This is a genomic window from Luteimicrobium xylanilyticum, assembly GCF_009429125.1.
Lineage (GTDB): Bacteria > Actinomycetota > Actinomycetes > Actinomycetales > Cellulomonadaceae > Luteimicrobium > Luteimicrobium xylanilyticum.
This window is the reverse complement of record NZ_CP045529.1, coordinates 183,841-205,615: the sequence shown is the minus strand read 5'-3', so window position 1 is coordinate 205,615 and position 21,775 is coordinate 183,841. Positions and strand designations below refer to the sequence as shown.

19 protein-coding genes are annotated in these 21,775 nt (G+C 74.1%); 16 read left to right on the top strand and 3 right to left on the bottom strand.

Annotated features, from left to right (window positions below; genetic code table 11):
• Nucleotides 1-122 precede the first annotated feature (122 nt).
• From KDY119_RS00905 to KDY119_RS00850, 12 genes are read left to right on the top strand one after another with little or no spacing between them, the layout of a single operon-like run.
• The gene (locus tag KDY119_RS00905) at nucleotides 123-1,367 is read left to right on the top strand and encodes a thiamine pyrophosphate-dependent dehydrogenase E1 component subunit alpha (RefSeq protein ID WP_036954267.1); all 1,245 of its coding nucleotides are present in this window, start codon (nucleotides 123-125) and stop codon (nucleotides 1,365-1,367) included.
• Entirely contained in the window at nucleotides 1,364-2,374 is a 1,011-nt protein-coding gene (locus KDY119_RS00900) for an alpha-ketoacid dehydrogenase subunit beta (RefSeq protein ID WP_036954266.1), read from the top strand. The genes KDY119_RS00905 and KDY119_RS00900 overlap by 4 nt, the downstream gene beginning before the upstream one ends.
• Nucleotides 2,371-3,747, top strand: a complete 1,377-nt coding sequence (locus KDY119_RS00895; protein WP_153021811.1) for a dihydrolipoamide acetyltransferase family protein — start codon at nucleotides 2,371-2,373, stop codon at nucleotides 3,745-3,747. The genes KDY119_RS00900 and KDY119_RS00895 overlap by 4 nt, the downstream gene beginning before the upstream one ends.
• The gene (locus KDY119_RS00890; protein WP_153021810.1) at nucleotides 3,744-5,369 is read left to right on the top strand and encodes a carboxyl transferase domain-containing protein; all 1,626 of its coding nucleotides are present in this window, start codon (nucleotides 3,744-3,746) and stop codon (nucleotides 5,367-5,369) included. The genes KDY119_RS00895 and KDY119_RS00890 overlap by 4 nt, the downstream gene beginning before the upstream one ends.
• Nucleotides 5,369-7,429 carry an ATP-binding protein gene (locus tag KDY119_RS00885; protein ID WP_153021809.1) on the top strand — a complete coding sequence of 687 codons (2,061 nt, stop codon included), beginning with the start codon at nucleotides 5,369-5,371 and terminating at the stop codon, nucleotides 7,427-7,429. Before KDY119_RS00890 ends, KDY119_RS00885 begins: the two co-directional genes overlap by 1 nt.
• Complete coding sequence (locus tag KDY119_RS00880; protein WP_036954263.1) at nucleotides 7,426-8,589, top strand: acyl-CoA dehydrogenase family protein; 1,164 nt, start codon at nucleotides 7,426-7,428, stop codon at nucleotides 8,587-8,589. Before KDY119_RS00885 ends, KDY119_RS00880 begins: the two co-directional genes overlap by 4 nt.
• Nucleotides 8,586-9,059, top strand: coding sequence for a MaoC family dehydratase (locus KDY119_RS00875; RefSeq protein ID WP_036954262.1), 474 nt, complete (start codon nucleotides 8,586-8,588; stop codon nucleotides 9,057-9,059). Before KDY119_RS00880 ends, KDY119_RS00875 begins: the two co-directional genes overlap by 4 nt.
• On the top strand, nucleotides 9,056-9,916 hold the full coding sequence (locus KDY119_RS00870; RefSeq protein WP_153021808.1) for an HpcH/HpaI aldolase/citrate lyase family protein: 861 nt from the start codon (nucleotides 9,056-9,058) through the stop codon (nucleotides 9,914-9,916). The genes KDY119_RS00875 and KDY119_RS00870 overlap by 4 nt, the downstream gene beginning before the upstream one ends.
• The gene (locus tag KDY119_RS00865) at nucleotides 9,913-10,620 is read left to right on the top strand and encodes a CoA transferase subunit A (RefSeq protein WP_153021807.1); all 708 of its coding nucleotides are present in this window, start codon (nucleotides 9,913-9,915) and stop codon (nucleotides 10,618-10,620) included. Before KDY119_RS00870 ends, KDY119_RS00865 begins: the two co-directional genes overlap by 4 nt.
• Nucleotides 10,617-11,276 carry a CoA transferase subunit B gene (locus tag KDY119_RS00860; protein ID WP_153021806.1) on the top strand — a complete coding sequence of 220 codons (660 nt, stop codon included), beginning with the start codon at nucleotides 10,617-10,619 and terminating at the stop codon, nucleotides 11,274-11,276. Before KDY119_RS00865 ends, KDY119_RS00860 begins: the two co-directional genes overlap by 4 nt.
• Entirely contained in the window at nucleotides 11,273-12,451 is a 1,179-nt protein-coding gene (locus KDY119_RS00855) for an acetyl-CoA C-acyltransferase (RefSeq protein ID WP_036954258.1), read from the top strand. Before KDY119_RS00860 ends, KDY119_RS00855 begins: the two co-directional genes overlap by 4 nt.
• Entirely contained in the window at nucleotides 12,451-13,278 is an 828-nt protein-coding gene (locus KDY119_RS00850) for an SDR family NAD(P)-dependent oxidoreductase (RefSeq protein ID WP_036954257.1), read from the top strand. The genes KDY119_RS00855 and KDY119_RS00850 overlap by 1 nt, the downstream gene beginning before the upstream one ends.
• Nucleotides 13,279-13,292: 14 nt before the next feature.
• Here KDY119_RS00850 and KDY119_RS00845 read toward each other — a convergent pair whose 3' ends face one another.
• Both KDY119_RS00845 and KDY119_RS00840 read right to left on the bottom strand, forming a co-directional pair.
• Complete coding sequence (locus KDY119_RS00845; RefSeq protein WP_148284306.1) at nucleotides 13,293-13,829, bottom strand: hypothetical protein; 537 nt, start codon at nucleotides 13,827-13,829, stop codon at nucleotides 13,293-13,295.
• Between the two features lie 87 nt (nucleotides 13,830-13,916).
• Entirely contained in the window at nucleotides 13,917-14,951 is a 1,035-nt protein-coding gene (locus tag KDY119_RS00840) for a LacI family DNA-binding transcriptional regulator (protein WP_153021805.1), read from the bottom strand.
• Between the two features lie 195 nt (nucleotides 14,952-15,146).
• On the opposite strand from KDY119_RS00840, the gene KDY119_RS00835 reads away from it, so the two are divergent.
• The gene (locus KDY119_RS00835) at nucleotides 15,147-17,138 is read left to right on the top strand and encodes a discoidin domain-containing protein (protein WP_153021804.1); all 1,992 of its coding nucleotides are present in this window, start codon (nucleotides 15,147-15,149) and stop codon (nucleotides 17,136-17,138) included.
• A gap of 232 nt (nucleotides 17,139-17,370) precedes the next feature.
• Complete coding sequence (locus KDY119_RS00830) at nucleotides 17,371-18,708, top strand: MFS transporter (protein ID WP_083891155.1); 1,338 nt, start codon at nucleotides 17,371-17,373, stop codon at nucleotides 18,706-18,708.
• A 143-nt stretch (nucleotides 18,709-18,851) separates the two neighbouring features.
• Here KDY119_RS00830 and KDY119_RS00825 read toward each other — a convergent pair whose 3' ends face one another.
• Nucleotides 18,852-18,998, bottom strand: a complete 147-nt coding sequence (locus tag KDY119_RS00825; protein ID WP_153021803.1) for a hypothetical protein — start codon at nucleotides 18,996-18,998, stop codon at nucleotides 18,852-18,854.
• A gap of 141 nt (nucleotides 18,999-19,139) precedes the next feature.
• Here KDY119_RS00825 and KDY119_RS00820 point away from each other — a divergent pair, with 141 nt between their 5' ends.
• Together KDY119_RS00820 and KDY119_RS00815 are read left to right on the top strand one after the other, a co-directional pair.
• Complete coding sequence (locus tag KDY119_RS00820) at nucleotides 19,140-20,921, top strand: pyruvate dehydrogenase (protein ID WP_051136871.1); 1,782 nt, start codon at nucleotides 19,140-19,142, stop codon at nucleotides 20,919-20,921.
• Nucleotides 20,922-21,052: 131 nt separating this feature from the next.
• The gene (locus KDY119_RS00815) at nucleotides 21,053-21,739 is read left to right on the top strand and encodes a DivIVA domain-containing protein (RefSeq protein ID WP_051136870.1); all 687 of its coding nucleotides are present in this window, start codon (nucleotides 21,053-21,055) and stop codon (nucleotides 21,737-21,739) included.
• Nucleotides 21,740-21,775 lie beyond the last annotated feature (36 nt).

Genomic DNA, 21,775 nt, shown 5'->3' with positions numbered 1-21,775 from the left:
GGCGGCTGCGCACTCCGCTCAACGTGTCGCGGTGCGCTTTTCACAGACTGTGACCGGCGTTACGTTCCGAGAACACCGGCGCTCGACGAGGAGGGCCGGCGGAGACGCGAGGCGAGGCGACCATGCCAGGCATCACGGATTCGACGACGCGCGACGACCTGTCACCCGCGGGAACCGCGCGCGAGAACCTGACGACACACGAGGCCGGGGCGCCGGACGGGCGCCTCGCAGACGAGGGCGCGGACGGAGGCGCCGGCACGGTCCGGCTCCTCGACCCGGACGGCGTCCGGCACCCGTCGCCGGAGCACGACCGGTGGCTGACCGACGTCGACGGCGACGACCGGGCCCTGCTCCGGCTCCTGGAGGACATGGTCGTGGTGCGGCGCGTCGACACCGAGGCCACCGCGCTCCAGCGGCAGGGCGAGCTCGCGCTGTGGCCGCCCCTCCTGGGGCAGGAGGCCGCCCAGATCGGCTCCGCGCACGCGCTGCGGCGCGACGACTTCGTGTTCAGCAGCTACCGCGAGCACGGCGTCGCGTACGTGCGCGGGGTCACCCCTCTGGACCTGGTGCGCGGATGGCGCGGCGTCGTCACCGCAGGCTGGGACCCGTACGCGGTCAACATGGCCACCCCGCAGATCATCGTGGGCGGGCACGCGCTGCACGGCGTGGGGTACGCGATGGGTGTCCTCGCCGACGCCGAGCATGACACCGGCCGCGCCGACGGCACCGCCGCCGTCGTCAGCTACTTCGGCGACGGCGCGATGAGCCAGGGCGCGGTCAACGAGGCGTTCGTCTTCGCGGCCACGTGGTCGGCGCCCGTCGTCTTCTTCTGCCAGAACAACCAGTGGGCGATCTCCGAGCCCGTGGCGCTCCAGTCCCACGTGCCGCTCGTGGCCCGCGCCGACGGCTTCGGGCTCACGGGCGTCCGGGTGGACGGCAACGACGTCCTGGCCGTGCTGGCGGTGACGCGCGCCGCGCTGCACCGGGCGCGGACGGGCGGCGGCCCCACGCTCGTCGAGGCGGTGACGTACCGCCGCGGACCCCACACGACGGCCGACGACCCGACCCGATACCGCGGGACCGCCGAGGTCGAGGCGTGGGAGCGACGCGACCCGATCGACCGGCTCAGCGCCTACCTGCGTGACCGCGACGTGCTCACCGACGCCGCCGACGCGCACGTCCGCGACGTCGCCGACCGGATGGCCGCCGCGCTGCGGACGGACCTCGCGGCGATCGAGACCCCGCCCCCGCTGTCGATCTTCGAGCACGTGTACGCGGAGCCGAACCCGGCGCTCGCGGCCGAGCGCGACGGGTACGCGCAGTACCTCGCCGGGTTCGCCGACGACGTCGCGGGCGGTGCCCGATGACGGAGCTCACGCTGGCGAAGGCCATCAACCTGGGGCTGCGCCGGTCCCTGGCGGACGACCCGTCGGTGGTGCTGCTCGGTGAGGACATCGGCCGGCTCGGCGGCGTCTTCCGCGTCACCGACGGGCTCCAGGCGGAGTTCGGCCCGCGCCGCGTCATGGACACGCCCCTCGCGGAGGCCGGCATCCTCGGTGCCGCGGTGGGCCTGGCCTACCGCGGCTACCGGCCGGTGGTGGAGATCCAGTTCGACGGGTTCGTCTACGTCGCCTTCGACCAGATCGTCAGCCAGGTCGCACGCATGCTCGCACGCACCGCGGGAGCGGTCCGGCTGCCGATCACGATCCGCATCCCCGTCGGCGGAGGCACCGGCGCCGCCGAGCACCACTCCGAGTCGCCGGAGGCGTACTTCGTGCACACGGCGGGCCTGCGCGTGGTCGAGGTGGCCGGCCCGCAGGACGCGTACACGGTGATCCAGCAGGCGATCGCGTGCGACGACCCCGTGGTCTTCTTCGAGCCGAAGCGGCGCTACTACACCAAGGGCGAGGTGGACACCGAGACCGCGCTCGCCGACGCACCGCCCATGGGGGCGGCCCGCGTCGTCGTGCCCGGCAGCGACGTCACGCTCGTGACGTACGGCGGGCTCGTCGCCACCGCGGTCGACGCCGCCACCGCGGCCGCCGACGACGGCGTCTCCGTCGAGGTGATCGACCTGCGGTCCCTGTCCCCCGCCGACCACGACGCCGTCGCCGCGTCGGTGCGGCGCACGGGCCGGCTCGTCGTCGCGCACGAAGGGCCGCACGAGGCCGGCGTCGGCGCGGAGATCGCCGCGACCGCCACCGAGCGGTGCTTCGAGTACCTCGAGGCCGCACCCGTCCGCGTCACCGGTCACGACATCCCCTACCCGCCGGCCAAGCTCGAGATGCACCACGTACCCGACCTCGACCGCATCCTCGACGGCGTCGACCGGGTGCTCGGCCGGGTGCCGTCGACCGGGGCGGTGATCGCGTGAGCACGCGGGAGTTCCAGCTGCCCGACCTCGGCGAGGGCCTCACCGAGTCCGACGTCATCGCGTGGCACGTCGGAGTCGGCGACGCCGTCGCGCTCAACCAGGTGATCGCCGAGGTAGAGACCGCGAAGGCGCTCGTCGAGATCCCGTCGCCCTGCGCGGGCGTCGTCACCGGACTGCACGCCGAGGAGGGGCAGACGGTGCGCGTGGGCGAGCCGCTGGTCACGTTCGACGTGACCGACGGGTCCGGCGCCGCCGGCGGTGCCGACGGTGCCGGCGTCGAGGCGCCGGAGCCCGTACCCGGGTCCCCTGCCCCGACGCTCGTGGGGTACGGCGCCGCGCCCGAGCGGGGCGGGCGCCCGACGCGACGACCACGGCGCTACGCCACCCCGCCGGCAACGCCGCCGCGCCCGGCCGAGGCCACGCCGGTCGCCACCGTCGCGCCGACCGATCGGGCTCGCGCGACGCCGGTCGTCCGGACGCTCGCGCGCCGGCTCGGCGTCGACCTGACGATCGTCCCCGGGTCCGGACCCCGAGGCCAGGTGACGCGTGACGACGTCGAGGTCGCGGCCGCTGCGCTCGCCGGAGGAGCGCCCGCCGGACGGGCGCCCACGACGGACGCCGCGGACGCCGTCGAGACCCGCACGCCGGTGCGCGGTGTGCGCAAGCACACCGCCGCGGCGATGGTCGCGAGCGCCTTCACGGCCCCGCAGGCGTCGGTGCTGCTCACCCTGGACGCGACCGCGAGCACGGAGCTGCTCGAGCGGCTGCGCAGCCACCCGCTCGCCCGCGGCGAGCGGATCACCCAGCTGGCGCTGGTCGCGCGAGCGGTGTGCGCCCTGCTGGGCTCGCACCCCGCGCTCGCGAGCCGCTGGTCCGAGCTCCCCGACGGGTCCGCGGAGATCGTGCACCCGGCGCACGTGAACCTCGGGATCGCCGTCGCGACGGACCGCGGCCTCGTCGTTCCGAACATCCCGTCGGCCGACGCGCTGGGGCTGCCCGAGCTCGCGGCCGCGCTCACGCAGCTGACGCGCACCGCCCGCGACGGGCGCACCGCGCCCGAGCGCCTCACGGGCGGGACGTTCACGATCACCAACGTCGGCGTGTTCGGCGTCGACACCGGCACCCCGATCCTCAACCCGGGCGAGGCCGCGATCCTCGGGATCGGCGCGGTCCGCCGCCGCCCGTGGGAGCACGACGGCCAGGTCGCGCTGCGCGACGTCGTGACGTTGAGCCTGACGTTCGACCACCGGGTGGTCGACGGCGAGCAGGCGGCCCGGTTCCTCGCCGACCTCGGCGCCGTCCTGGGCGACCCCGCGCTGGCCGTCGTGGTCGGCTCAGCCGCCGGCACCGTCAGCACCGGGGGTGCCGCGTGACCGTCCTGACGACCGCCGTCGACCCGCGTTCCGACGCCGCCCGCCGCGCCGACGCGGCGCAGCGGGCCCTCGCCGACCAGCTGCGCGAGCGCACCGCGGCCGTCGCCGTCGGCGGCCCGGAGCGGGCCCGCGCCACGCACGTGGCCCGCGGCAAGCTCCTCCCGCGCGAGCGCGTGGAGCGGCTGCTCGACGAGGGCAGCCCGTTCCTGGAGATCGCCCCCCTGGCCGGCTACGGCATCGACCCACCCGCCGACGGCGGCAGCGGCACCTGGCCGGGCGCCGGCGTGATCGCGGGGATCGGGCTGGTCGAGGGCCGGCAGGTGATGGTCGTGTGCAACGACGCGACCGTCAAGGGCGGCACGTACCACCCGCTGACCGTCAAGAAGCACCTGCGCGCCCAGGAGATCGCGCTCGAGAACCGCCTGCCCTGCGTGTACCTGGTCGACTCCGGGGGCGCGTTCCTGCCCCTGCAGGACGAGGTGTTCCCCGACCGCGACCACTTCGGCCGGATCTTCTACCACCAGGCCCGCCTCTCGGCGGCGCGCATCCCGCAGATCGCAGCCGTCCTGGGCTCGTGCACGGCGGGCGGGGCCTACGTGCCCGCGATGAGCGACGAGACGGTCATCGTGCGCGGCCAGGGCACGATCTTCCTGGGCGGGCCGCCGCTGGTGCGGGCCGCCATCGGCGAGGTCGTCAGCGCGGAGGAGCTGGGCGGGGGCGAGCTGCACGCCCGCCGGTCCGGCGTCGTCGACCACCTCGCCGACGACGACGAGCACGCGCTCGACCTGGTGCGCGGCATCGTCGCCACGCTCCCGCCCGACCCGGCACCGGCGTGGGACGTCGTCGACGTCGTCGACCCGGCCGTGGACCCCGCGGGCCTGTACGCGGCCGTGCCGACGGACGTGCAGCAGCCCTACGACCCGCGCGAGGTGATCGCCCGCGTCGTCGACGGCAGCACGCTGCACGAGTTCAAGGCCGAGTACGGCACCACGCTCGTCACGGGGTTCGCGCGGATCCACGGGCACCCCGTGGGCGTGCTCGCGAACCAGGGCGTGCTGTTCGGCGCGTCGGCGCTCAAGGGCGCGCACTTCGTCGAGCTGTGCGACCAGCGCGGCATCCCGCTCGTGTTCCTCCAGAACATCTCCGGGTTCATGGTGGGCACCGATGCCGAGGCGGGCGGCATCGCGAAGGACGGCGCCAAGATGGTCACCGCCGTCGCGACGACGCGCGTGCCGAAGCTCTCCGTGATCGTCGGCGGGTCGTTCGGGGCGGGCAACTACGCCATGTGCGGGCGCGCGTACTCGCCGCGCTTCCTGTGGTCGTGGCCGGGCAGCCGGATCGGCGTCATGGGCGGCGCGCAGGCGTCGTCGGTGCTCGCGACGGTCAAGAAGGAGCAGCTCGCGCGGTCCGGAGAGGCCTGGGACCCCGACGCCGAGGCCGCGTTCCGTGCGTCCGTCCGCGACCGGTACGAGCGGCAGGGCGACCCGTACCACGCGACGGCCCGCCTGTGGGACGACGGCATCATCGACCCTGCGGACACGCGCCGCGTGCTGGGCCTCGCGCTCTCCGTCTGCGCCCGCACCCCTCTCGGCGAGCCCGCGTTCGGGCTCTTCCGGATGTGATGGCCGTGTTCACCAGCGTGCTCGTGGCCAACCGGGGCGAGATCGCCTGCCGGGTGCTCGGCACGCTCCGCCGCCTGGGCGTGCGGTCCGTGGCGGTGCACACGGCGGCCGACGGGGACGCGCGGCACGTGCGCGAGGCCGACGTCGCGGTCCGGCTCGACGGGAGCGACCACCGGGGCGCACGGGCCGCGTACCTCGACGTCGACGCCGTCGTCGGCGCCGCCGTCGCCACGGGTGCCGAGGCGGTCCACCCGGGCTACGGGTTCCTGTCCGAGAGCCCGGCGCTCGCGCAGGCGTGCGCCCGCGCGGGGCTGACGTTCGTCGGTCCGCCGACGACGGCGCTCGAGCTCATGGCCGACAAGCTCGCCGCGAAGCGGCTCGTCGGCGGGCGCGGCGTGCCGGTCCTCCCGGGCACGCTCGACGGCGCTGCCCTCGCCACCGGGACGCCGGCTGCGGAGATCGCGGCGACGGCCCGCGACGTCGGCTACCCGCTGCTGGTCAAGCCGTCGGCGGGCGGCGGCGGCAAGGGCATGGTCGTCGTCCGCATGCCGGGCGAGCTGCCGGCCGCGCTCGAGTCCGCGCGGCGCGTCGCCGGGGCGTCGTTCGGCGACGACACCCTGCTGCTCGAGCACCTCGTCGAGCGCCCCCGCCACATCGAGGTCCAGGTGCTCGCCGACGCGCACGGCGCCGTGGTGCACCTCGGCGAGCGCGAGTGCACGCTCCAGCGCCGCTACCAGAAGGTGGTCGAGGAGGCACCCTCGCCCGCGCTCGACGACGCCACGCGCGCCCGGCTGGGCGAGGCGGCGTGCGAGGTCGCCCGGTCCGTCGGGTACGTGGGCGTCGGCACGGTCGAGTTCCTCGTGCCCGCCGACGACCCGACGTCGTTCTGGTTCATCGAGATGAACACGCGCCTGCAGGTCGAGCACCCCGTCACGGAGCTCGTCACGGGCCTCGACCTCGTCGAGCTCCAGCTGCGTGCCGCGGCGGGCGAGCCGCTGCCGTTCGCTCAGTCCGACGTGCGGGTCACGGGGCACGCCGTCGAGGCCCGCCTCTACGCCGAGTCGCCGTCCCGGGGCTTCCTGCCCGCGACGGGACGCGTCCTCGTGTACGACGACGCGGGGGCGGCGGCCGGGCCCGGCTCGGCGCCGCTCCGGCTCGACAGCGGCATCGCGGCCGGCACGGCCGTCACCGGGGACTTCGACCCGCTGCTCGCGAAGGCGGTGGCCCACGGCGCCGACCGGGGTCAGGCGCTCGACCGCCTCGACTCGCTGCTGGGCTCCGTCGTCGTCCTGGGCGTCGAGACCAACCAGGCCTTCCTGCGCGACCTGCTGTCGGACGACGACGTGCGCGCTGGTCGGCTCGACACGGGCCTGATCGACCGCCTGGTCACCGCGCATCCCGCGAAGGAGCCGGACGCCTTGCTGCTGACGGCGGCCGCGCTGCTGACGCTCCCGCCGGCCGGCAACGGCCCGTGGACCGCGAACGACGGCTGGCGGCTCAACGCCCCGCCCGTCCCGCGGCGCGTCGCGCTCGTCGACGACGCCGGCGCCGAGCACACCGTCGACGTCACGGGCGCAGGCCCGACCGTCTCCCTCGACGGGCGGCGCCCGGTCGCGGTGTCGCTCCGCCCCGCCGGCCCGCCCCGCGCCTGGTTGGTGACCCTGGACGGCACCACGCAGCAGGTCTGGGCCGCCCCCACCCCGGCAGCGACCTGGGTGGGCGCCGGCGGCCGGTCCGCAGCCTTCACCGTGCTCACCCGCGCCGAGCAGGCCGCCCGCCGACGCGCCCTGCGCGCGCCGCTCCCGACGGACGGTCAGGCGTCCGGCGAGGTCCGCGCGGCGATCCCCGGCGCCGTCGTCGCGGTCCTCGGCGCGGACGGCGACCCCGTCGAGCGCGGCGCGACCGTCGTCGTCGTCGAGGCCATGAAGATGGAGCACCCGCTGACCGCGCCGCGCGGCGGCACCCTGCGCCTGCGCGTCCGGTCCGGCGACCAGGTCCGGCTCGACGAGGTGGTCGCCGTCGTCGAGACCACGAACTCCGACACCCGAGGAGCGTCATGATCACCGAGACCCACGGCCTCACCGACGAGCAGCTCAAGCTCGCCGCCACGGTCCGCGACTTCGCCGACGAGGTCGTCGCGCCCGCGGCCTACCAGTACGACACCGAGCGGCGGCTGCCGATCGAGATCATCCGGCAGATGGGCGACCTCGGGCTGTTCGGCCTGCCGTTCCCCGTCGAGGTCGGTGGGCAGGGCAAGGACTACGTGTCCCTGTGCCTCGCTGTCGAGGCCCTCGCGCGCGTCGACCAGTCGATCGCCGTGACGCTCGAGGCCGGCGTCGGGCTCGGCGTCATGCCGATCTACCGGCACGGCACCGAGGCACAGCGCGAGCGCTGGCTCCCGGACCTGGTCAGCGGCCGGGCGCTCGGCGCGTTCGGCCTCACCGAGGCGGAGGCCGGCTCCGACGCCGGGGCGACGCGCACCACGGCACGACTCGAGGACGGCACGTGGGTCATCGACGGCAGCAAGCAGTTCATCACCAATTCGGGCACCCCGATCACGAGCGTCATCACCATCACCGCGGTGACGGGCGACCCCGGCACCGGCCGCAAGGAGCTGTCCTCGTTCCTCGTGCCCGCGGGCACGCCGGGCCTCGCCGTCGGGCCCGACTACGACAAGGTCGGCTGGCACACCTCGGACACGCACCCGCTCACCCTGACCGGGGTGCGCGTCCCGGACGAGAACCTCCTGGGCGAACGCGGACGCGGCTACGCGAACTTCCTGCACGTGCTCGACGAGGGCCGGGTCGCGTTCGCGGCGCTCGCGTCGGGCGCCGCGCAGGGCTGCCTCGAGGAGGCGCTGCGCTACGCGGGGACGCGCACCGTGTTCGGCAGCAGCATCGGGTCCCACCAGCATGTCGCGTTCATGCTCGCGCGCATGGAGGCGCGGGCCCACTCGGCCCGGCTGTGCTGGTTCGACGCCGCGCAGAAGCTCGTGCACGGGGAGCCGTTCAAGGCGGAGGCGTCGGTCGCGAAGCTCGTGGCGTCCGAGGCTGCGATGGCGAACGCGCGCGACGCCGCCCAGATCTTCGGCGGGTACGGGTTCCTCAACGAGAACCCCGTGGCCCGGCACTATCGCGACGCGAAGGTGCTCGAGATCGGCGAAGGCACCACCGAGGTGCAGCTCATGATCCTCGCCCGGGACCTGGGGCTGACCGCATGAGTGCCGACGTCGTGCAGCGCGGGCTCTTCTACGAGGAGCTCGAGGAGGGCGTGCGCTACGTCCACCGTCCGGGGCGCACCCTGACCGAGGCCGACGACGTCCTGTTCTCGACCCTGACGATGAACCCGCAGGGCCTGCACCTCGACGCCGCCTGGGCCGCGACGCAGCCGTTCGGCAGGCCGCTGACGAACTCGATGCTCACGCTGGCCACCCTGGTCGGGCTCGCGGTGGCGCACCTGAACCGCGACACGACCGTCGCTAACCTCGGCTTCTCCGAGGTCGCGTTCCCTCACCCCGTGTTCCACGGCGACACCCTGTACGGCGAGACCACCGTCCGAGCCAAGCGGCTCTCGCGCTCCCGGCCGGGTGAGGGTGTCGTCACCTTCGAGCACGTGGGGCGCAACCAGGCGGACGACGTCGTCGCGCGGGCGGTGCGCACCGCGCTCGTCCGCACCCAGGAGGGGCCGTGAACCCCGAGCCGTTCTCCCTGGGCCCGGCGCTGCTGTTCTGCCCTGCCGACCGCCCCGACCGGTTCGCCAAGGCGCTCGACCGGGCCGACGCCGTCGTGCTCGACCTGGAGGACGGCGTCGGCCCGGAAGCGAAGGAGTCGGCACGGCGGGCCGTCGTGGACACTCCGCTGGACCCGGCGCGCACGATCGTGCGCGTGAACGCCGCGGGGACGCGGGAGCACGACGCCGACCTCGCCGCCCTCGCCGGCACCGCCTACCGCACCCTGATGCTGCCCAAGGCGGACGGCCGGTTCGTCGGCCCGCTCGTGCGGCCGGACGGCACGCCGTACGCCGTCGTCGCGCTGTGCGAGACGGCGTCGGGCGTGGTCGCGGCGTCGGCGCTGGCTGCACGGCCCGACGTCGTCGCGCTCGCGTGGGGCGCGGACGACCTGGTCGCGTCTCTCGGCGGGACGTCGAGCCGGCGGGCCGACGGCGGGTACCGGGACGTCGCGCGCCACGCCCGCTCGGCGGTGCTGCTCGCCGCGGGGGCGGGCGGCAAGGCGGCGATCGACGCCGTGCACCTCGACCTCGACGACCTCGACGGGCTGCGCGCGGAGGCCCTCGACGCGGCCGCGGTCGGCTTCGTCGCGAGCATGTGCGTGCACCCGGCGCAGGTGCCGGTGATCCGCGCGGCGTACGCCCCGACGCCCCAGGACGTGGCGGCGGCCCGCGAGGTGCTCGCCGCGGCGACGTCCGCGCGGGGGGTCTTCGCGCTGGACGGCCGGATGGTGGACGGTCCGGTGCTCGAGCAGGCGCGCGCCGTGCTGCGCCGCGCCGGTCTCACCGCCCGGCACGACGACGAGGAGGTCCGACGATGACGGCGCTGCATCCCACGGCCGGCCACGCGCTCGACGGGCTGCTGCGCGACGGCATGACGATCGCGGTGGGCGGGTTCGGGCTGAGCGGCAACCCGAACGACCTGATCGAGGCGGTGCGGGACTCGGGCGTCCGCGACCTGACCGTCGTGTCCAACAACATGGGCGTCGACGGGAAGGGCCTCGGGATCCTGCTCGAGAACGACCAGGTCCGACACGTGCTGTCGTCGTACGTCGGCGAGAACAAGCTGTTCGCGCAGCGGTTCCTCGACGGCGACCTGGACGTCGAGTTCGTGCCGCAGGGCACGCTGGCCGAGCGGCTGCGCGCGGGCGGGGCCGGCATCCCCGCGTTCTACACGGCGACAGGCGTGGGGACGCCGCTCGCCGAGGACAAGCCCGTCCAGGAGTTCGACGGCCGGCGCTACGTGCTGGAGCGGGCCGTCGTCGCCGACCTGGCGCTCGTGCACGCGTACCGCGCGGACCGGTACGGCAACCTCGTCTACCGGTACACGGCCCGCAACTTCAACCCCCTGGTCGCCGCGGCGGGGCGCGTGACGGTCGTCGAGGCGGAGCAGATCGGCGACGAGCCCCTCGACCCGGACGTCGTCGTGACGCCCGGCATCTACGTGGACCGTCTCGTGCCCGCACGCGACCGGGTCAAGGACATCGAGCAGCGCACGGTCCGACCCGCAGGAGGTGCCCGATGACCTGGACGCGGGACGAGATGGCCGCCGTCGCCGCCGCCGAGCTGCGCGACGGCGACTACGTCAACCTGGGCATCGGCATCCCGACCCTGGTGGCCAACCACCTCCCGTCCGGCGTCCGCATCACGCTCCAGTCCGAGAACGGGATGCTCGGCATCGGCCCCTTCCCGTACGAGGGCGAGGAGGACGCGGACCTCATCAACGCCGGCAAGCAGACGGTCACCGCGCTGCCCGGTGCGAGCTACTTCGACTCCGCGGAGTCGTTCGCCATGATCCGCGGCGGGCACGTGAGCATCGCGATCCTCGGCGCGCTCGAGGTCTCCGAGTCGGGCGACCTGGCCAACTGGACCGTGCCGGGCAAGCTCGTCAAGGGTCCGGGCGGCGCGATGGACCTGGTCGCGGGCGCGCCGCGCATCGTCGTCCTCATGGACCACGTGTCCCGCGACGGCTCGCCGAAGGTCCGCCGTCGCTGCACGCTCCCTCTCACGGGCGAGGGCGTGGTGAACCGCATCGTCACCGACCGTGCGGTGCTCGACGTCGCACCCACGGGTCTGGTGCTGCGGCGTCTGGCGCCCGGCGTCACCGTCGACGACGTGCGAGCGGCCACGGAACCGGATCTCACCGTCGACCTCGAACCCCCGACCCAGGAGGAGCCATGACCGTCATCGTCGGCTACCGGCGCACCCCGTTCGTCAAGGCCAACGGCGCGTTCGCGTCCGTGCCCGCGACCACGCTCGGCGCCCACGCGCTGGCCGCGGCGCTGGAGGCGTCGGGCATCGTGCCCGACGACGTCGACGTCGTCCTCGGCGGGCAGGTGCTGCAGGGCGGTGCGGGCCAGAACCCGGCCCGGCAGGCCGCCGTCGGCGCGGGCGTCCCGATGACGACGCCGGCGCTCACGCTCAACGCCGTGTGCCTCTCGGGCGCCGAGGCCGTCGTGCAGGCGCACCGGCTCGTCTCGACGGGCGAGGCCCGGGTCGTGGCGGCGCTCGGCATGGAGTCGATGACGCTCGCGCCGCACGCGTGGGTCGGGTCGCGCGCCGGGCAGCGGTTCGGGCCGGTCGAGCTGCTCGACACCATGCAGCACGACGGCCTCACGGACGCGTTCGAGCACGACTCCATGGGCCTGAGCACCGAGCGCTACGGCGACGCGTACGCGGGCGCGGCCTGGCAGACACGCGAAGCGCAGGACGCGTTCGCGGTCGCGTCGCACACGCGCGCCGCCGCCGCGGAGGCGTTCCTCAAGGGCGAGATCGTGCCCGTCGACGTGCCCGGCCGACGCGGCGACGTCACGGTCGACGCCGACGACGGCGTCCGCCCCGACGCCTCGCTCGACACGCTGGGCCGCCTGCGACCCGCGTTCCGGCCCGACGGCACCATCACGGCAGGCAACGCGTCGCAGATCTCCGACGGCGCCGCGGCGCTGGTCCTCGTCGCCGACGACGTGGCGGAGGCGCTCGGCCTCACGGGCGTCCGGGTCCTCGGGCACGGCCTCGTCGCAGGCCCCGACGTGGGGCTGCACCTCCAGCCGGCGCACGCCGTCTCGGCCGCCTGCGCCCGGGCGGGCCTCGACGGCCACGGGTTCGGGGCCGTCGAGATCAACGAGGCGTTCGCCTCGGTGGTGGTGGCGTCCACGGACCACCTCGGCCTCGACCCGGGGATCGTCAACACGAACGGCGGCGCGATCGCGCTCGGGCATCCCATCGGGGCGTCCGGGGCGAGGATCGTGGGCCACCTGGCCCGGCGGCTCGAGGCGCTCGGGTCGGGCGCGGTGGGTGTCGCGGCGGCCTGTGGCGGCGGCGGCCAGGGCTCGGCGATCGTGCTGGGGGTGCTCTGATGGGCACGCTCGACGGCAAGGTCGCCCTCGTCTCCGGAGCGGGCCGAGGCATCGGGCGCGAGATCGTGCTCAAGCTCGCCTCCGAGGGCGCGGCGGTGGTCGTCAACGACCTCGACGACGAGCCCGCCGCGGCCACCGTCGCGGCCGTCGTCGCCTCAGGCGGGCGCGCCGTGCCCTGCACGGGCAGCGTCACCGAGGAGGGTTTCGCGGAGCGCTTCGTGCAGACCGCGGTCGACACGTTCGGCGGCCTCGACATCATCGTCAACAACGCGGGCTACACGTGGGACACCGTCATCCAGAAGATGACCGACGACCAGTGGGACGCCATGATCGACGTCCACCTCAAGGCGCCGTTCCGCATCCTGCGTGCCGCGCAGCCGGTCATCTCCGCGGCGGTCAAGGCGGCCCGTGCGGCAGGTGAGCCGGTGCCGTGCCGCAAGGTGGTCAACATCTCCTCGATCTCCGGGCTGGGCGGCAACGCGGGCCAGGTCAACTACGCGGCCGCGAAGGCGGGGGTGACCGGGCTGACGAAGACCCTCGCGAAGGAGTGGGGCCGCTACGACGTCACCGTGAACACGGTCGCGTTCGGCCTCATCGCGACCCGTCTGACGAACGCCCCCGCAGGTGCAGGCACCATCACCGTGCAGGGCCAGGAGATCTCCGTGGGCGTCAGTCCCCAGCTCATGGACGCGATGACAGCCCAGGTGCCCCTCGGCCGACCCGGTACCCCCGCCGAGGCCGCCGGCGCCGTGTACCTCATGTGCCTGCCCGAGTCCGACTACATCTCGGGGCAGACGCTGGTGTGCGGGGGCGGCTACGTGATCTGACCGACCTGCCGCGCTCAGCCGGCGGCGTGGAGGGTCTCGAGCAGCTTGCCGGTCCGCGCGTCGAGCAGGACGACGCTGTGCCGCGGCCAGCCGTGGTGGTCCTTCGGCGCGCGGTAGCCCGCGGTGTCGAACCCGGTGCCGCGGTCGCAGACCTCGAGCGCGACGCCGGTGTCGGTCGCGACCTCAGCCGTCGCCGGATGCTCGACCATCTGCGGCTCCCAGGTGGACGGGTCCGCGTAGTTGCCGTCGGCGTCGGCGGGCGTGCTGTTCCACCAGCCTTCGAACCCGCCGACCTGGTCACCGTCGATCGTCACGGGCTTGCCGTCCGTGCACCGCGCGTCCGCCGACACCCCCGACGACGACGTCGGCGCGGGTCCGGTGAGCCCACCGGTGCCCTGGTCCGGCGCAGACGGCGTCGCGTGCTGCGTGGCTGTGTCGGACGCCGGCGGAGACGGTGCTGCGCCTGCCGCGTCGGACTTGATGGCACAGCCCGAGACCGCAAGCACACCCACGACGACACACGCTCCCCCGAGCGCCAGCGCACGACTCATGCGGCGTGTCTACCAGACCGGCCGCCCGGGCAACAGACCTGACCCTTGCCGGATACCAACTTCCGCCGAGATGTACCGGCCGCCCGTCTATGTCGGCGAGGACTTCGGTGGGGCCGTGGAGCCTCGCACGACGAGCTCGGTCGCGAGCGACACGTGGAGCCCGTCGACGGCCTGACCGGCCACCAGCCGCACGAGCAGCGACACGGCCATCCGCCCCATCTCCTCGAGCGGCTGGTGCGCCGTCGTGAGCGGGGGCACCGTGGACCGCGCGAGGTCGAGATCGTCGAAGCCGGTCACGGACAGGTCGCCGGGGACGCGCAGCCCCCGCTCCGCCGCGGCCCGCAGCACCCCGGACGCGACCTTGTCGTTGAACGCCACGACCGCCGTCGGCGGGCCGCCCGGACCGGGTGCGTCGAGCAGGTCGCACGCCGCCGCGTACCCCTCGTCGGCGGTCGGCCGGACGCTGCGCCGCAGGGTCGGGTCCGGGAGGAGACCGACGTCCGCGAGCGCCGACGCGTGCCCGGCGAGCCGCGACCGGCTGGCGAGCCACTCGGGGGGCCCGCCGACGACGCCGATCCGCCGGTGCCCGAGGTCCAGCAGGTGCGAGGTGAGCGCGCGGGCGCTGGTGAGGTGGGCGGCGGAGACGGTGGGGACGTCGGCGGGCAGGGCGGTCATGGGGTCGACGACAACGAACGGGAACCCGCCCGCGCGCAGCGCCTCGAGCGTGCGCACGGGTTCGGGCGGGAGGACGAGCACGGCTCCCGCGAGGTCGCGGTCGTCGGCGAGCCCGACGAGCGCCGGGCGGTCCCCGACGGTCTCGCCGGTGTCGAGGACAGTGCGGCGCCCGTGGAGCGCCAGTGTCTCGACGACGGCGGTGACGACCCGGCCGAAGTAGTCGTCGAGCACGTAGGGGCAGCGCACGAGGACGGGCGCGTCGGGGGCGCGGCGCGGCGCGGGGCCGGCCGGGGCGCCGAGGCGGGCGGCCGTCGCGAGGATCTCTTCGCGGGTGCTGGGGGCGACGGCAGGGTGCCCGCTGAGCGCGCGCGAGACGGTCCCGACGGAGTAGCCGGTCGCGTCGGCGACCTGTCGGACGGTGACGCGGCCGCTGGGCCGCCTACCCATGGCCGGGCGCTTCGTTGCGTTCCACGGATGGATCGTAAACGACGACGGAAGCCACGTTGACATCGCGCCGAATGTCGTGCATCGATGAGAGAGGACGGCACCCGGTACGCAGATGTTCCATGGAGTGTTCCATGACGGATCGCTCCGCGAGCGCCGCGGCAGGGGAGCCACCGCTCGACGACGAGAGGAACGACCATGACGTCACCGCCGCCACCGACCACCCCACGCCACCCGCGGCGCCGCGCCGCCGCGGCCGGCACCGCGCTCGCCGCGTCCGCCGCGCTCGCGCTCACCCCCGCGCTCGCCGCTGACGCCCACCCGGGCCACGCGAGCAGCGACGACGTGCGGGTCTGGGTGACCACCCCCGACGGCGCGCAGCGCCTCGCCGAGCAGGCGCCCACCCGGTTCACGACGGGCAGCTCGACCCGCACGACCATCACGATCGACCCCGCCACCACTTACCAGACCATGGACGGCTTCGGCGGCGCGCTCACCGACTCGACCGCAGCCGTGCTGTACCAGCTGAGCCCCGCCGAGCGCACGAAGGCCATGCGCGACCTGTTCAGCCCCACCGACGGCATTGGCGTCAGCTTCCTGCGCCAGCCCGTCGGCTCCTCCGACTTCACGGCGACCAGCGAGCACTACACCTACGACGACGTCGCCCCCGGCCAGACCGACCTCGGGCTCGAGCACTTCACCATCGCCCACGACGAGAAGCAGATCCTCCCCCTGCTCCGCCAGGCCAAGAAGCTCAACCCGGCCATCAAGGTCGTCGCCACCCCGTGGTCACCGCCGGCCTGGATGAAGACCAACGACTCGCTCGTCGGCGGCCGCCTCAAGGACGACCCCGCCTACTACGACGCGTACGCCCGCTACCTCGTCAAGTACGTCAAGGCGTACGCCGCGGCCGGCGTGCCCATCGACTACCTGACCGTCCAGAACGAGCCCCAGAACCGGACCCCGTCCGCGTACCCGGGCACCGACATGGGCGTGAAGCAGGAGGAGAAGGTCATCGAGGCCCTCGGCCCGCTCCTCAAGAAGGCCAGTCCCCGGACCAAGATCCTCGGCTACGACCACAACTGGTCCACGCACCCCAACGACGCCGCGTCCGCCCCGCCCGACGAGCCCGGCGGCGAGACCGACTACCCGTACCAGCTCCTCGACTCGCCCGCCGCGAAGTGGATCACCGGCACCGCGTACCACTGCTACTCGGGCGACCCCAGCGCCCAGACCGCGCTCCACGACGCCCACCCGGACAAGGGCATCTACTTCACCGAGTGCTCGGGGTCCCACGGCGCCGACGACACCCCCGCCCAGTACTTCCGCGGCACCCTCACCTGGCACGCCCGCACCATCACCATCGGCACCACCCGCAACTGGGCCAAGACCGTCGCCGACTGGAACCTCGCCCTCGACGACGATGGCGGCCCCCACCTCGGCGGCTGCGACACCTGCACCGGGTTCCTCGCCGTCCACCCCGACGGCACCTACAGCGAGAACGCCGAGTACTACACCATCGGGCACCTCTCGAAGTTCGTGAAGCAGGGCGCCGTACGCATCGGCTCCACGTCGTTCGGCACCACCGGCTGGAACGGCCAGCTCATGGACGTCGCGTTCCGCAACCCCGACGGCTCGACCGCGCTCGTCGTCCACAACGAGAACGACGACCCGCGGTCCTTCGCCGTCGCCGTCGGCTCCCGGACGTTCGAGTACACCCTGCCCGGCGGGGCGCTCGCCACGTTCACCTGGCCGGCGTCCGCGACCCGCGGGGCGTTCCTCGGTTCCGGGCTGTCCGGACTCGTGCCCGTGTCGCTCGCGCACGCGACCGCCACGGCCTCCAGCGCGCCCGACGACGCGAAGCTCGCCATCGACGCCGACGCCTCCACCCGCTGGTCCTCCGGCGCCGCCCAGGCGCCCGGCCAGTACGTCCAGCTCGACCTCGGGAAGGTCACCGAGCTCCGCCGCGTCGCCGTCGACGCGGGCGACAACCTCGGCGACTACCCCCGCGGCTGGGCCGTCAGCACCAGCCTCGACGGGACGCACTGGACCACCAAGGCCACGGGCAGCGGGACCGGGCAGCTCGTCAACGCGGACCTCCGGCTGACCCTCGCCCGGTACGTGAAGATCACCCAGACGGGAACGTCGGGCTCCTGGTGGAGCGTCGCGGACGTCCGTCTGTATCGCTGAGGTCACGTCTCCTGCCCGCGGGGTGCGTCCGCGGGAAGGAGGGGGCCGGAGGGCGCTCGGGCTACCATCCGGCCCCTCGTTCCTCGGGGCCTCCCGCCAGCCCCGCCACGCCCTTCGCACCCCCCGGCCTCCTCCTTCCCGCTCTTCTCCCGGCTCGCCGTTGTCGTGACTTCAGCACCCAGCCGCGGCGTCCGGGTGGTTGCGCGAAAGTTCTGGTACCGTTGTACTAGAAATGCTTCAGGATCCCTCACCCCAGCAGAACCACGAGCCGACCAGCCCCGAGCTGGTCGGCTCGTCGCCGTCCCCCGACCCCACCACGCCGCCCGTGGCGGTGCCGTCGCCCGACGGTCGCGCGTCGCGCAACCCGTACGCCGCGATCCTGCGGGTGCCGGGGGCGCTGCAGTTCTCGGCGTCCGGCCTGATCGCGCGGCTGCCCATGTCGATGGTCGGCATCGGCACCGTCCTGATGATCCAGGGGCTGTACCACTCGTACGCGCTCGCAGGGCGGATCTCCGCGGTGCTCGTCGTCGCGCAGGCCCTCTGCTCGCCCCAGCTCGCGCGGCTCGTCGACCGCCGTGGCCAGCGCCGCGTCATGCTGCCCATGCTGGCCGTCGCGAGCGTCGGGCTGGTCGGGTTGATCGTGACCGCCGTGACCCGGGCGCCCGAGGCGCTGCTGTACGTGTTCGCGATCCTCGCGGGCGGCGGGGCCGGGTCGTTCGGCTCGATGGTCCGCGCCCGCTGGTCGAAGGTCATCGACGATCCCCGCCGCCTCCACACCGCCTACTCGCTGGAGTCCGCGCTCGACGAGGTCGTGTTCGTCGTCGGACCCGTCGTCGCGACCCTGCTCGCCACGAGCGTCACGCCGTGGTCCGGGCTCGCCGTACCACTCGTCGGCGGACTCCTCGGCGGGCTGTGGTTCCTGTCCTTGCGCGCCACCGAGCCGCCGCCCGTCCCCCGCCCTGCCGACGGCGCACGCCGGCGCTCCGTCCTGCGGAACCCCGCCGCGGTGGTCGTGTGCGTGGTGTTCGTCGCGCTGGGCGTCGTCTTCGGCGCGACCGACGTCTCGACCATCGCCTTCGCCGACGAGCACGGCCACAAGCCGTGGGCCGGCGCCATCCTCGCGGTCTTCGCCGCCGGCTCGCTGTGCGGCGGGCTCCTCTACGGCGCGCGGCACTGGCGTTCGGCGCTCTGGAAGCGGTTCGTGGTGGGCATGGTCGTGCTCGCGCTCGGCGTCTCCATGTTCCGCCTCGTCGACTCGATCCCCGCGCTCGTCGCCGTCATGTTCGTGACCGGGTTCGCGATCGCCCCGACGCTCATCAACGGCAACGGCCTCATCCAGCAGGTCGTGTCCCCGGGCCAGCTCACCGAGGGCCTCGCGTGGGCCGGGACCGCGCTCGGGATCGGCGTGTCGATCGGCTCCGCCGTCGCCGGCTCGCGGATCGACGCCGCCGGCGCGCACGCCGGCTACCTCGTGGTGCTCGCCGCCGCCGGGGCGGCGACCGTCCTCGTGGTCGCGTCGATCGGCGTCCTGCGGCGCAGCGCACGGATCCGCATCGAGACGCACGTCTGAGCTCAGGTTCGCGAGCGCCCCGCGCTCTTGGTCGTTGCGGCGCCAGCCACCACACCTCCGCCCCGGGGGCCCCGACGCCCGGGCCGGCGACGGCCTATCGAGTGGTGTGGCCGATTCGCACCCGGGGTGGGCGCCGCACCTCCTCACGCGACGCACGCGAGCGACCGGCCCCTCTCCCCCAGCCGGACCACGCGCGCGGCGACGTCCTCGCCCGCGGCCGGGCCGCCGTCGTCGTCGGGGTCGGGGCCCTCCCACGCCCGGGTGGGCATGGCCACCAGCTGACCGCTCATCCTGCTCTCCTCGCCTCGGCACGCGAAACGTAGCGGAGAGGACGCATCGGTGGACATGGGGACAAGTCCCCATGTGGACGACGACGCACGTCACACCGCCTCGAACTGCGGCCCCGGCGCGGCGGGCGGAGCATGGGAGCCATGGCTCTCGGACGCAAGTCACCCCAGGACAAGCGCAACAAGACCGTCGCCGACCTGCTGGTCGCCCAGCTCGTCTCGGCCGGCGTGAAGCGGATCTACGGGATCGTGGGCGACAGCCTCAACCCCGTCGTCGACGCCGTCCGGCGGTCCGACGAGATCGAGTGGGTGCACGTGCGCCACGAGGAGGTCGCGGCGTTCGCGGCCGCGGGCGAGGCCGAGGTCACGGGCAGCCTCGCGGTGTGCGCCGGGTCGTGCGGGCCGGGCAACCTGCACCTCATCAACGGCCTGTACGACGCGAACCGGTCCCGCGTGCCCGTCCTCGCGATCGCGAGCCACATCCCGAGCGCGCAGATCGGCACGAGCTTCTTCCAGGAGACCCACCCCGACCGGCTCTTCACGGAGTGCTCGGTGTACTCGGAGATGATCTCGTCCGCGGCCCAGGCGCCGCGCGTCATCAACTCGGCTATCCAGCACGCGCTCGGCGGCCCCGGCGTCGCGGTGCTCACCATCCCGGGGGACGTCGCCGACCACGACGCACCGCCCGTCGTGCCCGGCATCGACCCGATCGTCACGCCGCCGGCCACCCCGCGGTCCATCCCGTCGCCCGACGCCCTGCGCGAGCTCGCCGACGCCATCAACGGCGCCAAGAAGGTCACGATCTTCGCGGGCGCGGGCGTCCGCGGCGCGCACGACGACGTCCTCGCCCTCGCCGACAAGATCGCCTCCCCCGTGGGTCACTCCCTGCGCGGCAAGGAGTGGATCCAGTACGACAACCCGTTCGACGTCGGGATGTCCGGGCTGCTCGGGTACGGGTCCTGCTACGACGCCATGCACGAGGCGGACCTGCTGATCCTGCTCGGCACCGACTTCCCGTACGACCAGTTCCTTCCCGAGGACGTGCGCACCGCCCAGGTCGACCTCGACCCCTCCCACCTCGGCCGGCGCACCCGGCTGGACCTCGCCGTCGTCGGGGACGCCGGGGAGACCGTGCGCGGGCTGCTGCCCCTCGTCGACACCAAGAAGGACCGGAAGTTCCTCGACGAGATGCGCAAGAAGCACGTGAAGTCCCTCACGGGCGTCGTCGGCGCGTACACGAAGGACGTCGAGAAGGTCACCCCCATCCACCCGGAGTACGTCGCCGACATCCTCGACCAGGAGGCCGCCGACGACGCCGTCTTCACCGTCGACACCGGCATGTGCAACGTCTGGGCCGCGCGCTACATCAGCCCGAACGGGAAGCGCCGCGTGATCGGGAGCTTCCTGCACGGGTCGATGGCGAACGCGATGCCGCACGCGATCGGCGTCGCCTCCGCGGAGCCGGGCCGCCAGGTCGTCGCGATGTCCGGCGACGGCGGGCTGTCGATGCTCCTCGGCGACCTGCTCACCATCAAGGCCTACGACCTGCCGGTGAAGATCGTGCTGTTCGACAACGCGTCGCTCGCGATGGTCCGGCTCGAGATGCTCGTCGACGGGCTGCCGAACTTCGGGACGGAGTCGCCGCACTTCGACTACGCGGCGATCGCGACGGCCATGGGCATCCCCGCGGTGCGCGTCGAGCGTCCGCAGGACGTGCGGGGTGCGCTGCGGGGCGCGCTCGACCGGCCCGGACCGGCGCTCGTCGACGTCGTCACCGACCCGCGGGCCCTCTCCCTGCCGCCGACGATCACGGCCGGGCAGGTGCGCGGGTTCGTCGTCGCGATGAGCAAGGAGATCATGGGCAACGGGATGGGCGAGGCCGTGTCGATGGCCCGGTCGAACCTGCGGAACGTCCCGCGCCCCTGAGCCGCCCGCGCTGAGCGGTGTCCGTCGGCCCTGAGGACCTCCTGCCCGGTTCGTCCGGTCTGTTCGTGTTACTCCCGGGGCGTTGATCGTGCGAGAGTTGCACCAGGTGGGGGGTCGAGAACGGAGGAGCGATGATCACCGCGGAGGACGTCCGGTCCCGCAAGTTCAGCACGACGAAGTTCCGTGAGGGCTACGACATCGAGGAGGTCGACGGCTACCTCGACGAGGTCGGGCAGACGCTGACGTCGCTCGAGGCAGGGGCCGCGGCCACGACGCCCGGCCTGCTGGGCCCCGAGGACGTCCTCGCCAAGGTCTTCGACACCGTGAAGTTCCGCGAGGGCTACGCGATCGACGAGGTCGACGACCTGCTCGACGTCGTCGTGCAGACCCTGCAGGAGCACAGGGCCCGCGCGCTCGCGACGGGCGCCCAGCCCGTCGTCCCCGCCCCGCCGTCACCGCCCGCCACGGGTGTAGTCCCGGCCGTGACGGGTCAGCAGCCGACGGCGCCCACGACCACGGGCTCCCAGCCCGCCATCGACGCCGTCCGGGACGCGCAGGCCGCATCGCCTGCCGGCGGCCTCACCCCGGCCGCGGCGATCCGCGCACAGGGCATGGGAGCCTCCGTGACCCCGACGCCGCTGCCGCCCGACCCAGAGGCCGCCGCGCTCGGGACGCGGGTGCTGATCTCGCAGCTCCAGATCGCGACGATCCGCACGCACGGCAACGACGTCCTGTCGGTGACGACGCCGGACGGCACCGTGCTGCGCGTGGTCGCGGTCGACGCGAGCCCCCAGGGCGTCACGCTCCGCCTCGCCTGAACGCTCCCAGGCTGACCCTCCCCAGACGCCGAGAAC

Bases quoted from the DNA above. Each gene is read 5' to 3' on its own strand.
- KDY119_RS00905 (WP_036954267.1), top strand. From the start codon at position 123: ATGCCAGGCATCACGGATTCGACGACGCGCGACGACCTGTCACCCGCG.
- KDY119_RS00900 (WP_036954266.1), top strand. From the start codon at position 1,364: ATGACGGAGCTCACGCTGGCGAAGGCCATCAACCTGGGGCTGCGCCGG.
- KDY119_RS00885 (WP_153021809.1), top strand. From the start codon at position 5,369: ATGGCCGTGTTCACCAGCGTGCTCGTGGCCAACCGGGGCGAGATCGCC.
- KDY119_RS00880 (WP_036954263.1), top strand. From the start codon at position 7,426: ATGATCACCGAGACCCACGGCCTCACCGACGAGCAGCTCAAGCTCGCC.
- KDY119_RS00875 (WP_036954262.1), top strand. From the start codon at position 8,586: ATGAGTGCCGACGTCGTGCAGCGCGGGCTCTTCTACGAGGAGCTCGAG.
- KDY119_RS00865 (WP_153021807.1), top strand. From the start codon at position 9,913: ATGACGGCGCTGCATCCCACGGCCGGCCACGCGCTCGACGGGCTGCTG.
- KDY119_RS00860 (WP_153021806.1), top strand. From the start codon at position 10,617: ATGACCTGGACGCGGGACGAGATGGCCGCCGTCGCCGCCGCCGAGCTG.
- KDY119_RS00855 (WP_036954258.1), top strand. From the start codon at position 11,273: ATGACCGTCATCGTCGGCTACCGGCGCACCCCGTTCGTCAAGGCCAAC.
- KDY119_RS00850 (WP_036954257.1), top strand. From the start codon at position 12,451: ATGGGCACGCTCGACGGCAAGGTCGCCCTCGTCTCCGGAGCGGGCCGA.
- KDY119_RS00845 (WP_148284306.1), bottom strand. From the start codon at position 13,829: ATGAGTCGTGCGCTGGCGCTCGGGGGAGCGTGTGTCGTCGTGGGTGTG.
- KDY119_RS00840 (WP_153021805.1), bottom strand. From the start codon at position 14,951: ATGGGTAGGCGGCCCAGCGGCCGCGTCACCGTCCGACAGGTCGCCGAC.
- KDY119_RS00835 (WP_153021804.1), top strand. From the start codon at position 15,147: ATGACGTCACCGCCGCCACCGACCACCCCACGCCACCCGCGGCGCCGC.
- KDY119_RS00830 (WP_083891155.1), top strand. From the start codon at position 17,371: ATGCTTCAGGATCCCTCACCCCAGCAGAACCACGAGCCGACCAGCCCC.
- KDY119_RS00825 (WP_153021803.1), bottom strand. From the start codon at position 18,998: ATGAGCGGTCAGCTGGTGGCCATGCCCACCCGGGCGTGGGAGGGCCCC.
- KDY119_RS00820 (WP_051136871.1), top strand. From the start codon at position 19,140: ATGGCTCTCGGACGCAAGTCACCCCAGGACAAGCGCAACAAGACCGTC.
- KDY119_RS00815 (WP_051136870.1), top strand. From the start codon at position 21,053: ATGATCACCGCGGAGGACGTCCGGTCCCGCAAGTTCAGCACGACGAAG.